This window comes from Paenibacillus uliginis N3/975, assembly GCF_900177425.1.
Classification (GTDB): Bacteria; Bacillota; Bacilli; order Paenibacillales; family Paenibacillaceae; genus Paenibacillus_AQ; species Paenibacillus_AQ uliginis.
The window spans coordinates 750931-765930 of record NZ_LT840184.1; the positions used below are offsets into that span (position 1 = coordinate 750931).

Below are 15000 nucleotides of genomic sequence, written 5' to 3' on the forward strand. Positions count from 1 at the left end.
TTGGATTCCTTTTGGACATCATAAAAAACTCCCATCATTAGTAGAGTAGAATTTTGTTTTTTTCTACTGTCTACTATGATGGGAGCATATCAATTTATCCTCGGGTAGCCTGTTTTCTTTTTGTACTCTCGGTGAGTTTAGTTGGATGTGCGCTTAGCATCTCACAACAGAGAGTGTGCAGCGAAATGCAGTCTATCTCTTAGGCCCCTTTTAACTAGTACTTAAAGCAGAAAGTTATATAATCATCATTTATAGATCGTAATTGAGCGGCAAGTTTTAAATGAGATAAAAACGGAGGGCTACTTTCAAGAGGCTTATTGTTTTTGAGTTGGACATGCATTTAACAGCGGAGAGGAGGAAGCGATTCCGAAAAGCGTAGCGATAAAAGTTTTCCGAAGGAAAGCTCGCATCGGAAGCATAAGCTGTCCCCGGATTTTAACGATTGATTAAATACTAAAGAAATCTGGGGGCAAGAGCGATTGTGGGAACGATTCGTACTCATAGCGTCTCACAAACAGAGGGTGTGCCTTTTATACTGATTATTTTACGATGGTGGTATTCATGAGAACGTACCCTTCATTTTTTTCTCTCACGCATTGAACGTTTTCAGGGTGCTAATCGTATTACCATAGGAATGCGAAAGAGGTGATCAAGTTCGTATGAAAGGTGAAGATGAGGAAGTAATCCGTCTGGCGAAAAAGGGCGACACCACAGCTATGGCGCAGCTGTTTCAGCAGCATTATTCCTTTTTATATAAATATTTGCTTAAAGTCACCATGAATCCGTCAGTTGCTGAGGATACAGCACAGGATACGATTATCCGCTGCATGGAGAATATAGGGCGTTACAATGGCTCATCTTCCTTTTCCTCATGGATGATTACGATTGCTACCCGTATTTATGTGGATAAAGTTAGGCGGAAGAAGCGGGAACAAAAGTGGCTACTGAATGAACGGGAACAGGGAATCCGAAGGATGCGCTGGCAGCTTAAAAGCCGTGACGAAGAGTGGAACGATCTGATGGAGTCACTATCCCGTTTATCTGATGACCATCGGATAGCCATTTTACTGAAGCATTATTACGGTTACAGCTATGAGGAGATTGGGGATATGCTAGGTGTTCCCGCGGGAACGATAAAATCACGAACAGCCTACGGCATCAAATCATTGCGGAAGGAGATGAACTCGGATGTCTAAAATACCGGATCAAGAAGATGAACAATTTATTGCGAACTTGAAGGTAGAACTGAACCGTATGGACTCTGCTTTTGATGAGCCTACACCTTCGTTAGCTGATTTTAATGAATTGGCTGTCCATACACTGGCGAATCAGAAGCGGAGATGGAGAAAAGAGTTTTTTATTTTTCTGTTGGTAGCTTTATTTATCGTCAGCGCTATTTTTGTTGCAGCATGGTGGGATCCTGTTGTGCTGTTGTTGATCCACGGAAGTAGTATGCTGATTGGTGCTGTGATCTTAACGGTATCGCTTACTTCCAGAGGAAGCAGGGATTTTCATGAATGATGTAAGTGAGGTACCTGTATGGGTTCTGGTTGGAATGACAATCCTTGTTCTTTCACAGGGGCTATGCCTTTTTACGGATGCAAGGAAACGTGGGCTGGGAAAAATGGCCTGGTTCTGGGGAATATGGGGTTCCACGACAATGCCGCTGCCGCTTGTTCTTTACTGGTTCATTGTCATTAGGCCAAGACGAAAGAAATAGAGATCTCATGATTTGAAAAAAGGAGGATTTAACATGGATATCAACTGGGGATTGATATGGCCTCTTATTGGACTTCAGATCATTCTTGCGGTGACTGCATTAATCTCATTGTACAAAGCGGAGCCGGAAGATATAAGAGGTAGCAAGCTGATGTGGGTGTTTATTATTTTGTTGATTAGTATTTTCGGAAGTGTTGCGTATTTTGTTGCTGGGAGGAAGAATACATGAACGGCAGTCTGTTAAAAGTACGAAATTTGAAAAAAAACTTCGGAAGCATCTCCCCAGTGAAAGGAATATCTTTTCAAATTGAGCGGGGCTCATGCACAGCACTCCTTGGACCGAATGGAGCGGGTAAAACGACGACGCTTCGTATGTTGGCTGGTTTAATGGATCCGAGCAGCGGATCGGTAGAATATACGGGGAGTCAGCAGATGGATAGTTGGCGGAACCGGATCGGTTATTTACCGCAATATCCTAAATTTTACGGATGGATGACAGGACGAGAGTATATCATTTTCAGCGCGGAAATATCAGGTCTCCGAGGAAGAAAGGCATCGGAAAGGACGGATGAGGTCCTTGCGCTAGTAGGTTTGAAAGATGCTGCCAAGCGGCGGATATCTGGTTATTCCGGTGGAATGAAGCAGCGGCTCGGACTTGCACAGGCTCTCGTACATGAGCCGGAACTTCTTTTGCTCGATGAACCGGTCTCGGCTCTCGATCCGCTTGGTCGCAGGGAAGTGATGGATATGATCCGTGAACTGAGTGGCGACAAGATAACCATCTTATTTTCCACCCATGTCCTGCATGATGCTGAAGAAATCTGTGATGAGATGGTGTTCATGGTGGATGGTCTGATCGCGGAACAGGGATCCTTGAATGAGTTGCGTGCCAAATACCGTCAGCCGGTTATTTATGTCGCAATTGAGCCTGAAGGTAATGGAACACAGTGGCTGAAATCTCTTACAACAAGAAGCTTTGTGACAGATGCCGAGATCGGTAGAGATTGGGCAAAACTGACAGTGGACGATATAGCGGCTGCGAGAAGGAAGCTAATGGAAGAGATATCAACGAAGGCTCTCCCACTTGTGCGTTTTGAAGCAGGAACGTCATCACTAGAGGATATGTTCATGAAGGTGGTGAGCAGATGAGAGGTTTATGGATATGTTATAAGAAAGAGATGCTCGAAATTATTCGGAGTTATAAATTCATCTGGGTTCCGGTTGTATTCCTGCTCCTCGGCATCATGCAGCCGGTTTCTACTTATTATTTGCCCGAGATACTGTCGATGTCGGCAAATATGCCGGAAGAAGCCTTGGCTTTGTTTAAGATGCCAGCGCCAGGTGAAGTTGTGGCACAGACGCTTAGTCAGTACAGTATGATCGGTCTGCTGGTGCTTGTATTGGCTGGCATGAATACCGTAGCCGGTGAACGAACTTCCGGGACTGGGGAGCTGCTGCTGGCGCGTTCAATATCTCCGGCAGCTATGATTACCGCCAAATGGGGAGCATTGATGACATTGCTTGTGATCTCCTTCGGACTTGGTTTAGCCGGATCGGCTTATTATACTGCCGAGTTGATAGGTCCGCTGGAATGGAGCCGCATCGCAGCTTCAGGCGGACTGTATACACTGTGGCTTGGCGGGGTACTCAGTCTCGTTCTTCCGCTTGGCGCTGTCTTGAAAGGACCGGCAGCAGCGTTTATCAGCTTGGCGGTGGCAGCTCTTTTATCGCTCCTTTCCGGATTATTCCCATCTCAGATGAAATGGAGTCCTGGACGTCTCAGCAGCCTCGCGGCCGAGTGGCTTGTCGGAGGAGCGGGAGCCGCTTATGTACCAGCAGCATTTGCTATCATGATTATGCTGTTGTCGATAGCTGTAGCCGCTTTACTGCTCAGAAGAAACACCCTTCCCGGATAGTTAAGCTTACTTTTTAGACTTGTGACTGATCTGTCTTACCATCTGGGTCTTTCGGGTTGTATATTCTTTTATAACAACATGGACTTTTCTATCACTTTTTAGTAGACTATTGAGATAAAAGAATGACATCTCAGGAGGTAAGACGATGCTGCGTTTAGGGGAAAAGATTACAATCGTCGAGGACACCTTTGAGCAGAATCTTCCGATCGGTGAGCATGCTTATATAATTGCATACGACCGAAATCCGGACAACGTGTTCGATTACGTGATTAGGATTCCGTTTCTCAACCGTAATTTTTTCGTTCCAGCTGAGGATATCGAACTGGAATCCGTCGTGTTGAAGCAGGAAGCCGAGCGGATCGAGCGGGAAGCGCTCATCGATTTCGCTCTGTCGACATATAATGAAAAGTTGTTTTATCAAGTGATGAACGGCGAGTTGGAATCGGCTGAAGAGGAAGAGGAAGAGACTAAAGAAACTCTGTCACAGGCAGACTTTATCAAACAAGTAAATCTTCGAGCTTGGATTTAAGGGAGTCGGCCTAGGGCCGGCTCTTTTTTGAAACCCCCTGATGATTGAATTGTCCATGCTTCTACAATATAATGAGAAAAGTTATCCGCAGACTTTATCCCTTTAATTTGTAAGGGGAAGAAAGAGGAGTGAATTTCATGAGTATTACAACAAAAGACGTTCAGCATGTGGCCAAGCTGGCCCGTCTGAATTTGACGCCGGAGGAAGAGCAGATGTTCACCGGCCAGCTGAACGCTATTTTACAATATGCCGAGAAGTTAAAAGAATTGGACACCGATGGCGTGGAGCCAACAACTCATGTTCTGCATCTCAACAATGTGATGCGTGAGGACAAGGTCCGTGAAAGCCTGCCGATTGAGAAGGTACTGCTCAATGCGCCGGATGAGGAAGATGGACAGTTTAAAGTACCGGCGGTATTGGAATAGAACCTGAAGGGAGGATGCTCAACTTGAGTCTGTTTGATTATAAATTATCGGAGATACATAACAAGCTGCAAGAGAAGGAACTGTCGGTTAGCGATCTGGTGGATCAGACGTTTCAGAATATACAACAACGCGAAGACCGTGTGAAAGCCTACATTACCCTGAATGAGGACGGAGCTCGCTCCGCAGCGAAGCAGCTTGATGACAAGCTGGCCTCGGGAGAAGCCCGTGGTCCGCTGTTCGGCTTGCCGGTTGGCATTAAGGATAACATTGTGACAGAAGGGCTCCGCACGACGTGCGCAAGCCAGTTTCTATCTAACTTTAATCCGGTTTACGATGCAACAGTTACCTCTAAGCTGCGTGCAGCTGATACGGTAACGATCGGCAAGCTGAACATGGATGAATTCGCCATGGGAGGATCGAACGAGAATTCAAGCTTTTATCCGGTTCGCAACCCGTGGAATCTGGAGCGGGTGCCTGGAGGTTCAAGCGGCGGATCTGCTGCTGCGGTTGCTGCGGGCGAAGCTTACTTTACGCTGGGATCGGATACCGGCGGATCGATTCGCCAGCCTGCTTCCTATTGCGGTATTGTTGGCTTGAAGCCCACCTATGGCCTTGTATCGCGTTTTGGTTTGGTCGCTTTTGCATCGTCTCTTGATCAGATCGGGCCTCTCACTAAAAATGTGGAAGACTCCGCTCATGTGCTTCAGGCGATTGCAGGTTATGATTCTATGGATTCGACCTCGGCAAAAGTCGACATTCCGGATTATACGAGCGCTCTGACCGGAGATGTTTCCGGTCTGCGGATCGCAGTGCCTAAGGAGTACTTGGGTGAAGGCGTTGATGCCGAAGTGAAAGAATCCGTGCTGAATGCGTTGAAGGTTCTAGAGGGATTGGGCGCAGTTTGGGAAGAAGTATCCTTGCCTCATACAGAGTACGCTGTAGCAACCTATTATTTGCTCGCATCTTCAGAAGCTTCTTCTAACTTGGCCCGCTTCGACGGAGTTCGCTACGGTCAGCGTGCGGATACGGGGAATTTGCTGGATCTGTATCACGAATCCCGTAGTCAGGGCTTTGGTGATGAGGTAAAGCGCCGGATTATGCTCGGAACCTATGCGCTGAGCTCAGGCTACTACGATGCCTATTATTTGAAGGCTCAACAAGCCCGTACATTGATTAAACAGGATTTCGACCAAGTATTTGAGAAATATGACGTCATCATCGGACCAACAGCACCTACGACCGCCTTCAAGTTGGGTGCGCAGGTAGATGACCCATTGACGATGTATTTAAATGATATTTTGACCATTCCGGTCAGTCTTGCCGGCGTTCCGGCTGTTAGTGTGCCATGTGGTTTTGCAGGAGGAATGCCTGTAGGAATGCAGGTGATCGGTAAAGCCTTTGACGAGTCCACCGTACTGCGTGTTGCACACGCCTATGAACAAAATACAGAACACCACAAACAGCGGCCTGCGCTGTAAAGTGACGGCAGAGAAGGAGGGAACGAGACATGTCTACATCTAAATATGAAACGGTGATTGGGCTTGAGGTGCACGTTGAGCTGCATACGAATTCCAAAATCTTTTGCGGTTGCTCCACGGAATTCGGCGCCCCGCCAAACACACATACTTGTCCGATCTGTCTGGGGCATCCCGGTGTACTGCCGGTACTGAACCGACAGGCTGTCGAATATGCCATGAAAGCGGCGATGGCACTCAACTGCACGATCGGAGATATCAGCAAGTTTGACCGTAAGAACTACTTTTATCCGGATTCACCAAAAGCTTACCAGATCTCGCAGTACGATCAGCCTATTGGTTTGAACGGCTGGGTTGATATCGAAGTGGACGGCAAAACAAAACGGATCGGCATCACACGCCTCCATTTGGAGGAAGATGCGGGCAAGTTGACGCATGTTGACGGAGGATATGCATCGCTTGTCGATTTCAACCGGGTGGGAACCCCGCTTGTGGAGATCGTATCTGAACCGGAGATCACTTCACCGGAAGAAGCAAAAGCTTATCTTGAGAAGATACGAGCGATTATGCAGTACTGTGACGTATCTGATGTCAAAATGGAGGAAGGCTCGCTACGCTGTGACGCCAATATCAGTCTGCGTCCATGGGGACAGAAAGAATTGGGCACGAAGGCCGAGCTTAAGAATATGAACTCATTCCGTGGCGTTCAGCGCGGATTGGAATATGAACAATATCGTCAGGCCGAGACTCTCGACGAAGGAGGAGTCATCGTTCAGGAAACCCGCCGCTGGGACGAAGCACAGGGCAAAACGCTGTCGATGCGCGGCAAGGAGCAGGCTCATGACTATCGTTATTTCCCGGATCCGGATCTGGTGACTGTACACATTAGCGAAGAGTGGAAGGAAGAGATCCGAGCGACTATTCCAGAATTGCCGGATGCCCGTAAGGCTCGGTATACATCGGAATACGGGCTGCCTGACTATGATGCAGGAGTTATTACTTCTTCTAAACCTTTGGCTGATTTTTTTGAAGATAGCTTGAACTACACACAGGACGCAAAAGCCGTATCCAACTGGATCATGGGTGAACTGATGGGCTACCTCAATGCTAACAACCTTGAGCTGGTACAGGTGAAAATCACCGGACAAGGTCTGGGTGAAATGATCGGTCTTATTGAGAAAGGGACAATCAGCAGCAAGATTGCGAAGACCGTCTTTAAAGCGATGCTGGAGACGGGTAAGCTCCCTGGGCAGATCGTGGAAGAACAAGGACTTGTTCAGATCAGTGATGAAGGTGCCATCAAGGCCATTGTTGAGCAGGTGGTGTCATCTAATCCGCAGTCGGTAGAGGATTATAAAGCCGGTAAACAGAAAGCGATCGGCTTCCTGGTCGGTCAAGTTATGAAAGAGAGTAAAGGTAAAGCGAATCCAGCACTCGTCAATAAGCTGTTGGCTGATGTGCTGAACAGCTGATGATTTTATGTGAAAAAGGAGCTTGCCTGTCATTAGGCGAGTTCTTTTTTCTGAACAAAGATGATTGCAGACTTTAAAGTCCTTTTATTTTAGAGAAATGATTTGTCTTCAATGGGACTATATATTAAGTACTGGCCTACTTCAAAAGGAGTCCAGATACTTGTAGGAGGAAAGAGGAAATGATACGTACCTTATCACTGGAACATCGTGACGCGGTTCAGCAAATATGGGCTTTGCAGCATATGGCTTATCCACTAGAGGCAGAATTGATCGGATTTACAGATCTGCCGCCGCTGCTGGACACATTCGAAACGATTTCTTCCTCTGGCGAAGTTTTTTATGGAAATGTAAGTGATGATGGAGAATTAATCGGTGCTATCGCGGTGGAACTTGAAAAAGATCAGGTAACCATTTCAAGAATGATGGTGCACCCTGGCCACTTCCGAAAAGGGATTGCCGGAGGCCTTATTCAGCATGTACTGGACACGTATTGTGATGCTCCACTCTTTATTGTATCGACCGGTACGAAGAACACCCCAGCCGTTCGTTTGTATGAGAGGTTCGGATTTCAGCCGAAAGACGCTTTTGAGGTGGCGCCTGGGGTAGAATTAACGGAGTTTCATCTTTTATTGAAGTGAAGCTTCTGTTCAGAAGAGGAGTGTTAACATCGGGGGAAAGGAGGCATTATTTTTGAGTAATCCTTGGGTTATTGATAATTTAAACATCCTGCTGCGTCTGCTGCTCTCCATGCTGATGGGTGGATTGATTGGATGGGAACGCGAACGATCCAATCATGCGGCGGGTTTGCGGACACATATCTTAGTATGTCTGGGCTCAACGCTCATCATGCTGCTCTCGATTTATGGTTTTGCTGATTTTGTAGACGAAGTGAATGTCCGGATTGACCCGGCGCGTCTGGCTACAGCTGTCATTACAGGAATCGGTTTCCTCGGAGCGGGAACGATTTTGTTTACCGGTAAATCAATAACCGGCCTAACCACGGCTGCGTCTATTTGGGTGGTTGGTGCTATTGGGCTGGCTATAGGAGCGGGCTTTTATTTTGCATCTATCGTCTCCACGTTGCTTATTCTACTTAACCTGATCGTATTTAATAAACTGGAGCAGCGTTATATCCGGGGCAGTAAGCTGCATCTGATTACGATACACGCAGCGAATGCCCCAGGACTTCTTGATGGTTTATCAGCCATGCTTAAAGATGAGGGCTTCATTATTAAGAAACTGATTGTGAACGAAAGAAGCGCAGTCCCCTATGGCGAGATTCAACCGGCTGTTCTAGGTGTGGAAATTTCGATTCAGGTGCTGACAGACCGGAATTTCGATCCCGTAGAACTGACGAAGCAGGTCCGTGATATCGGCGGAGTGACGATGGTGACCGCAGAATAGATCACAAAGAAACGCCACCCCTGATTAACAAGGGCAGTGGCGTTTTTTTTGACATAACCAATAATGAACCTTGATAGGACGAATGATTTGTTTTGTATAGAGTAACCAGTTTTTTTACAGTTACTCATGACTCAGAATGGGGTACTATCAAGAAAAGAATGCTTGCCAATGAGCGGGAAGGAGAAGATCTCATGAGTGTGCCAGAACATCAAGCACCAATGAACAAAAAGAAGCCGGACAGAAGGATGACTGTGGAAAGGCATCCTGGGCTGCTGCGAAGAAGGCGGAAATTCCCTGCTCTGCTGCTTGCCTCGCTCTTTCCGGGGATGGGACATGTCTACCTTGGTTTGTATCGTAAGGGAATTACATTTATCATGCTGCTGATGCTCGATATATCGGCCTTGCTGTACTTCTCCTCCATTGGTATGCAGATTAATGTACCTTTGCTTATTTTGCTAGGTCTGCTGATTCCTCTGGGATATTTCTATAATGTTTTTGATGTACTTCAGGCAGCGGATTATATACTGTCCCGGCGTCGCCGGGGGGTAACCGCGACCTTATCAACTCATGATGCTGAAGTGACGAGAGGAAGAAATCCGTTTCATGGAGAACGTGGGCTTTCATTTGGGCTGATGCTCGTTGGCGGTGGGGTGCTTCTTATTCTGTTTCATCAAAAACCACAGTGGCTGCAAATCGGAATTCGTAATTACGGTACAATGATTTCAGCTGTGCTGCTCATGATATGTGGCATTGTGATCGCGATGAAGCACAAAATCAGAGTCGGACGATATACAGCTGCCGTGCTGCTCATCTTTACAGGAGCCCTTTTGCTCATAGATGAATGGAATGGGACAGATCATATTTTTTTGCTGCTAAAATGGTGGCCGTTACTGTTTATCATATGGGGAATCGAATATTTGCTGCGATACACGATATCCCGTGCACTAGGACGCCAGAGTAATTTTCGTTTACGTCCTGACTTTCGGGGAGTTGTCCTATCCGTATGTCTCGTGGCTTCTGTTTTCGTCGTATCACAACAGGAGCACTTTCTTCATCTTTGGAACCGGGTTAGTCTCAATTTGACGGCGGCTGGGGTGGATTATAGTGAAGCGGCAGACAACAAGTTTCAGAAAGAAACGCTGGAAATTCCGGTAGCGCTCAACACCGGTAAGATTATTGTGGATCACTTAAACGGAGACATAACGATGTACCGGTCAGATGTTGAGCATATTGTTGTAAATACAGAGGTTTGGGTAGATCAGGAGGAGAAGGGGCTGGCCGAGGCGATTGCAGAACAGTCAACGGTTGAAGCGGACGAAGGTAATACCGTCATTATTCGGGCTAAGGGAAAGGCCTATGGTCAATCCGGAAAAAGACAACCGAAAATGAACATGGAAATTGCAATCCCAGATGATCGGCGATTTAATCTGGAGCTCCGGACGATGAACGGTGATTTGTCCTTGCTGAATGTAGAGGCAATTGACAATATATCGTTGGAGAGTGGAAATGGGCAAATAACTTTAAGCCGTGTTTATGGTGACGTTACCGGAAAAACGCTAAACGGTGATATTAATGTGCGCGGGGTTACCGGTGACATCAAGTTGTCCACCAACCGTGGAGGCGTAAAGGCATATGACGTTTCAGGAAAAGGCTCCCTAACCACGCAAGTAGGTAACATTATTGTTAAGAGGTTTGCGAAGGAGATCGATGTAAAGACCCGAAATGGAAATATTATGGTTTATGGTGCAGAAGAGAATCTAACAGCCGAGTCACTCAACGGAAGTATTGATGTGCGATCAGGGACCATCGGCGGGGATTGGAGTGTTTACAGTGCTGTCGGTGTGATGAATGTACGGATTCCTGTAGAAGGGGACTATGAACTGGAAGGTGTTATCAGCTACGGAAGCATTCAGACGGAACTACCTAACCTCACGGTAGAACAAAAGTCCATTATAGGTACGGCGGGGACCGGTGAGTACAGTATAAAGATTGAAGGGAATAGTGATCTTAATATTTATAAGACTTATCCCACAGTGGAAAACAGACGTACTGAACGGGGATTGACTCCGCTTCCGCATTGACAAAATTCAGATGGTAGCCGTACAATGAAAAAAAGCTGCGTATCAGCTTTCTTTTGAGAACCTAGATTAACTTAAGGCGGTGGACATACATGGCAACATCCGTGCAGCACGCACTGGAGCAATTAAAAACTACTGGTGTCCGCATTACACCGCAACGTCATGCGATTTTAGCTTATCTAGTGGAATCAATGGGTCATCCGACGGCTGATGATATATATCGCGCTCTGGAACCGAAATTTCCAAGTATGAGTGTAGCTACTGTATATAACAACTTAAAAATGTTTATCGAAGCGGGCATGGTACGTGAACTTACCTACGGCGATAACTCCAGCCGATTTGATGCCAATGTTTCTGACCATTATCATGTGATTTGCGAAGAATGCGGCAAAATAGAGGACTTTAGTTATCCTTCTCTAGCGGATGTGGAACATCAGGCTGAGAAGAGCACGGGATTTCAGGTTAAAGGACTTCGAATGGAACTGTATGGGATCTGCAAGTCCTGCAAATAAATATCTGTTCTCAATAAAACGTGCGGAATGACAGATTCCACACGTTTTTGTTTTAATGTAGTAATTGTAGTAACTAAGAGTATTGGGTAAAGTATTGGAGGGAACATTCATTGACAGGTAGAAGAAGACCCAGGAGGCGCCGCAGCGGAAGGAAGTCGTTATTTTTTGGCGTAATTCTGATCGCGGCCGGACTTTGGTGGGTGGTAATAGATCTGCTTCCGAACTCAAGTCATACGGAGCCAGACTGGCGCGGCATAAATCAACCTATTTTTGTAAAAGGCAATCTGATGGATTATTCGGCCTTAGGTTCAGGAGAAGACTTGAAGCTGCCTCTGCCTGTATTGCAAGAAGCGGTTGATTCACATATACGATACGAAAAAGCAGCGAAAACGGTCATTATAACGACCGCTTCGTCTGTTGTACAAATGAAGCTGGACAATAAGGAAGGGAAGAAGAATGGCAAGACTGTATCTTTTTCCGAAGCTCCTGAACAAACTGATGGAGTGGTCTATGTCCCAATCACCCCTCTGAAAGAGGCTTACGGTATTGCTGTACATCAGGATGCGGAGACAGGCGCGGTTATTCTTATGAATGCCGGAGACCAAATATCGCTTGCAAAAGCACAGCCAGACAAGAGCGGAGAAACAGTTGCTCTGCGGGAGAGTCCTACCATTAAAGCTCCGATTCTCATGGATATGCCTGAGGGAGAGCGGATCCGTGTGTGGAGCCAAGAGCAGGGTTGGTATTTTGCACAGACGGATAATGGTTTTGCGGGTTATGTGAAGATAGACGAAACTGAGCTGGATGGAGAGAAAAAGATAGCAGATGTAGCTGTTCCTTCCTCAAGGGCGGATACGGAATGGAAGGGGAAGCCAGTTAATTTGGTGTGGGAAGCAGTTTATTCAAGAAGACCCGATCCGAAAGCGATCGGAAAGCTTCCTGGTATTAATGTAGTTAGTCCCACTTGGTTCAGCATTGTGGATGGGGAAGGGGAAGTTGAGTCGAAGGCGGACCCGGAATATGTGACATGGGCTCATGGGCAAAACATTGAGGTCTGGGGACTCCTAAGCAACAGCTTTGATCCGGATATCACCACATCGGTTCTAGCCACATTTGACCGTCGGTCCCGTGCAATCAATCAAATGCTGCAATATGCCGAGAAGTACAAGTTGGACGGAATCAATATCGATTTTGAAAATGTTTATACCAAAGATAAAGAGAATCTGGTGCAGTTTATGAGGGAAATGAAGCCTCTTGCACATGCTAAAGGACTAATTATATCTATTGATGTGACTCCAAAGTCCGGCAGTGAGATGTGGTCCGCTTTCCTGGATCGCCGTGAGCTTGCTCAGGCTGTGGATTATATGATTGTGATGTCTTATGACGAACATTGGGCTTCCAGTCCTAAAGCAGGATCGGTTTCTTCACTGCCTTGGGCAGAAGGTACAATACAACGTATAATCGAAGAAGATGATGTACCATCTTCCAAGCTGATTCTCGCTGTTCCGTTATATACTCGTATATGGACAGAAGAGGGCGAGAACGGAGGGGGGAAGGTGTCCTCGAAAGCCGTCGGAATGGACAAGGTCCGGAATTTGATTCATGAGGAGAAGCTAAAACCTCGGCTCGATGAGGCTGCAGGACAGCATTATGTAGAGTATAAAGAAGGAAAAACATTAAAGAGAATTTGGATTGAGGATGAGACCTCGCTCAAAGCCCGAGTAGAACTGGCAAAATCATTAAAACTGGGCGGGCTGGCCTCTTGGAACCGAAGTCTTGCTGTCCCGGAAGCGTGGGAAGTTTTAAATGGAATTCATAAGTAAACTCATTAATCGTTGTAAGTGTATATGAAAAGAACCGGCCACCATTTGGTGAGCCGGTTCTTTGTTATTTCAGGATTACTGTTAATTGCCATGAAGAGGTTTGTTCTTAAACTTTCTGTGTGCTGTCATTGCCAGATTCAGTGCCAATCACTGTAGTTTCAGATGCATCGGACGATTTAGCTGTAGCATGCTGAGCTTCAAGCTCCTCTGCTGTCACATTTGCTATGTTAGGATCCAGCGTGAGCATCGTTCTACAAAACATACAGCGGTCGGTTTTTCCTAGCATTTTCGTCTGCTTCGCGCAATCTGGACACTGGATTTGTACAGCGCTTGTAGAAAGCATGCCTGCCCAGAAGTAAATGCCGAGGCTGCCCATCATCGTAATCAGACCTAGCACAAGACCTATACCAGCTACCACTTTACCGGCTTGTCCCCAAAAGACGATACCGGCTGTCCCTAGCACCATCAGCCCCATGCCGATCATAGTCAGCAGCAAACCCCAGGTACGAAAAGCGTTAATCTTTGCGGTTTTAAAGATCATGGATTAAGTGCTCCTGTCATTCAAATAGTTATTCTATAAAAGAAGGAACTTACATGGATATGTAGAATTACATTATAACTGAATTGACCTAAATTCGCCAAGGAATGTATGGAGGGAATCGTGGAACTAACCAACTTTTCTTTTTACTATAGCAATTCGGTTGACGAGGAAGCAGTGGGAGCAATCGCTTATCGTAACTTGGATAATACGTTTCACGGTTCACTGATTCATGATTTTGATATCAGTGTCGTCGTTGTTTATGTAGGTGAGTTCGATGAACCTGCCGTTCAGCATACTATTCTGCGCGGAGAACACTGTCAGGTGCTAAGTGTTGGAATAGACGAATTACAGCAGAGTCTTCTATCTGGAGAAGATAATGTATTGTTAAAGTGTTTCCTGGAAGGGGATATCATTAGCGACACGGATGGGCAATTAGCTGTTTTAAGGCGTGATTTTTTACGGTTTGCTGGTTCGAAGCGTGAGCAGCAGCTGTTTATTGGATTTGCCCGTTTTCTTCAAAAATACGTCGACGCTAAAGTACATATAAAAGACGGGCGGGTCTTGGATGCTTATCAGAGTATTCTCGGGGGCCTGTACCACTGGGCCGAGATTGAGTTGATTGAGCGGGGGATTCATCCGGAGTCTGCGGTATGGGAGCAGATGTCGGGTTTGAATACTCCCGTCCGTAAATTGTATGAAGAGCTAACGGTGAGCACAGAGACACTCGGACAGCGGATTGAGCTTGTGATGCTGGCCTGTGAGTTTTGTATAATTTCAAAAATGGCAGATTGTTCAGCCATTCTTCTCCGAATACTGCGAAATAGACGAACACCATGGACGGTCCAGGAACTAATGCAGCATCCGGAACTTGAACCTGTTAGCAGCGAGCTGCCGCTAATTCTACGTAAACTTGTTTATTATTCGTTAGTTAAAGAAGTATCGGCTTGGAAAGAAACAATTATGTATGGTTACGAACACATCCGTTATTTTGCAGAGTAGGATAAAAACAAAAGAAGGGCGGAAGGCCCTTCTTTTGTTTGTTTAAGAGATAAGAAAGAATAAAGTGTGCATCCTTATCTCGTAAGAAAAACTACCGCTAAATGCGG

Annotated in this window: 17 protein-coding genes; 16 read left to right on the forward strand and 1 reads right to left on the reverse strand. The window is 46.3% G+C overall.

Annotation, left to right across the window (positions count from 1 at the left end; all coding sequences use genetic code 11):
• The first annotated feature begins 659 nt into the window (after positions 1-659).
• The 15 genes from sigY (at position 660) to B9N86_RS03485 (ending at position 13353) form a co-directional block, all read left to right on the forward strand.
• Entirely contained in the window at positions 660-1196 is a 537-nt protein-coding gene (sigY, locus tag B9N86_RS03410; protein WP_208917779.1) for an RNA polymerase sigma factor SigY, read from the forward strand.
• A complete protein-coding gene (locus B9N86_RS03415; RefSeq protein WP_208917780.1) occupies positions 1189-1521 on the forward strand; it encodes a YxlC family protein in 333 nt (110 codons plus the stop codon). Before sigY ends, B9N86_RS03415 begins: the two co-directional genes overlap by 8 nt.
• A complete protein-coding gene (locus B9N86_RS03420) occupies positions 1514-1720 on the forward strand; it encodes a hypothetical protein (protein ID WP_208917781.1) in 207 nt (68 codons plus the stop codon). The genes B9N86_RS03415 and B9N86_RS03420 overlap by 8 nt, the downstream gene beginning before the upstream one ends.
• A gap of 33 nt (positions 1721-1753) precedes the next feature.
• Positions 1754-1948, forward strand: a complete 195-nt coding sequence (locus tag B9N86_RS03425; RefSeq protein ID WP_208917782.1) for a PLDc N-terminal domain-containing protein — start codon at positions 1754-1756, stop codon at positions 1946-1948.
• Positions 1945-2868: an ABC transporter ATP-binding protein gene (locus B9N86_RS03430; RefSeq protein ID WP_208917783.1), complete on the forward strand. Its 924-nt coding sequence runs from the start codon at positions 1945-1947 to the stop codon at positions 2866-2868. Before B9N86_RS03425 ends, B9N86_RS03430 begins: the two co-directional genes overlap by 4 nt.
• Positions 2865-3635: an ABC transporter permease gene (locus B9N86_RS03435; protein ID WP_208917784.1), complete on the forward strand. Its 771-nt coding sequence runs from the start codon at positions 2865-2867 to the stop codon at positions 3633-3635. Before B9N86_RS03430 ends, B9N86_RS03435 begins: the two co-directional genes overlap by 4 nt.
• Before the next feature lie 145 nt (positions 3636-3780).
• Complete coding sequence (locus tag B9N86_RS03440; RefSeq protein WP_208917785.1) at positions 3781-4164, forward strand: ATPase; 384 nt, start codon at positions 3781-3783, stop codon at positions 4162-4164.
• Positions 4165-4301: 137 nt separating this feature from the next.
• Positions 4302-4589, forward strand: coding sequence for an Asp-tRNA(Asn)/Glu-tRNA(Gln) amidotransferase subunit GatC (gene gatC / locus B9N86_RS03445; RefSeq protein ID WP_208917786.1), 288 nt, complete (start codon positions 4302-4304; stop codon positions 4587-4589).
• Positions 4590-4612: 23 nt separating this feature from the next.
• Positions 4613-6067: an Asp-tRNA(Asn)/Glu-tRNA(Gln) amidotransferase subunit GatA gene (gene gatA / locus B9N86_RS03450; RefSeq protein ID WP_208917787.1), complete on the forward strand. Its 1455-nt coding sequence runs from the start codon at positions 4613-4615 to the stop codon at positions 6065-6067.
• 29 nt (positions 6068-6096) lie between these two features.
• Positions 6097-7536, forward strand: a complete 1440-nt coding sequence (gene gatB, locus B9N86_RS03455; protein WP_208917788.1) for an Asp-tRNA(Asn)/Glu-tRNA(Gln) amidotransferase subunit GatB — start codon at positions 6097-6099, stop codon at positions 7534-7536.
• Between the two features lie 179 nt (positions 7537-7715).
• Positions 7716-8174 carry a GNAT family N-acetyltransferase gene (locus B9N86_RS03460; protein WP_208917789.1) on the forward strand — a complete coding sequence of 153 codons (459 nt, stop codon included), beginning with the start codon at positions 7716-7718 and terminating at the stop codon, positions 8172-8174.
• Positions 8175-8226: 52 nt separating this feature from the next.
• The gene (locus B9N86_RS03465) at positions 8227-8940 is read left to right on the forward strand and encodes an MgtC/SapB family protein (RefSeq protein WP_208917790.1); all 714 of its coding nucleotides are present in this window, start codon (positions 8227-8229) and stop codon (positions 8938-8940) included.
• Positions 8941-9131: 191 nt separating this feature from the next.
• Positions 9132-11021 (forward strand): DUF4097 family beta strand repeat-containing protein, encoded by a 1890-nt coding sequence (locus B9N86_RS03475; RefSeq protein WP_244562935.1) that lies wholly within the window; start codon positions 9132-9134, stop codon positions 11019-11021.
• Between the two features lie 89 nt (positions 11022-11110).
• On the forward strand, positions 11111-11530 hold the full coding sequence (perR, locus tag B9N86_RS03480; RefSeq protein WP_208917791.1) for a Fur family transcriptional regulator: 420 nt from the start codon (positions 11111-11113) through the stop codon (positions 11528-11530).
• Between the two features lie 110 nt (positions 11531-11640).
• The gene (locus B9N86_RS03485; RefSeq protein ID WP_244562936.1) at positions 11641-13353 is read left to right on the forward strand and encodes a glycosyl hydrolase family 18 protein; all 1713 of its coding nucleotides are present in this window, start codon (positions 11641-11643) and stop codon (positions 13351-13353) included.
• 106 nt (positions 13354-13459) lie between these two features.
• Here the strand turns inward: B9N86_RS03485 and B9N86_RS03490 are convergent, their stop codons facing one another.
• A complete protein-coding gene (locus tag B9N86_RS03490) occupies positions 13460-13894 on the reverse strand; it encodes a YgzB family protein (protein ID WP_208917792.1) in 435 nt (144 codons plus the stop codon).
• A 120-nt stretch (positions 13895-14014) separates the two neighbouring features.
• On the opposite strand from B9N86_RS03490, the gene B9N86_RS03495 reads away from it, so the two are divergent.
• A complete protein-coding gene (locus tag B9N86_RS03495; protein WP_208917793.1) occupies positions 14015-14893 on the forward strand; it encodes a nucleotidyltransferase-like protein in 879 nt (292 codons plus the stop codon).
• Positions 14894-15000: the final 107 nt, after the last annotated feature.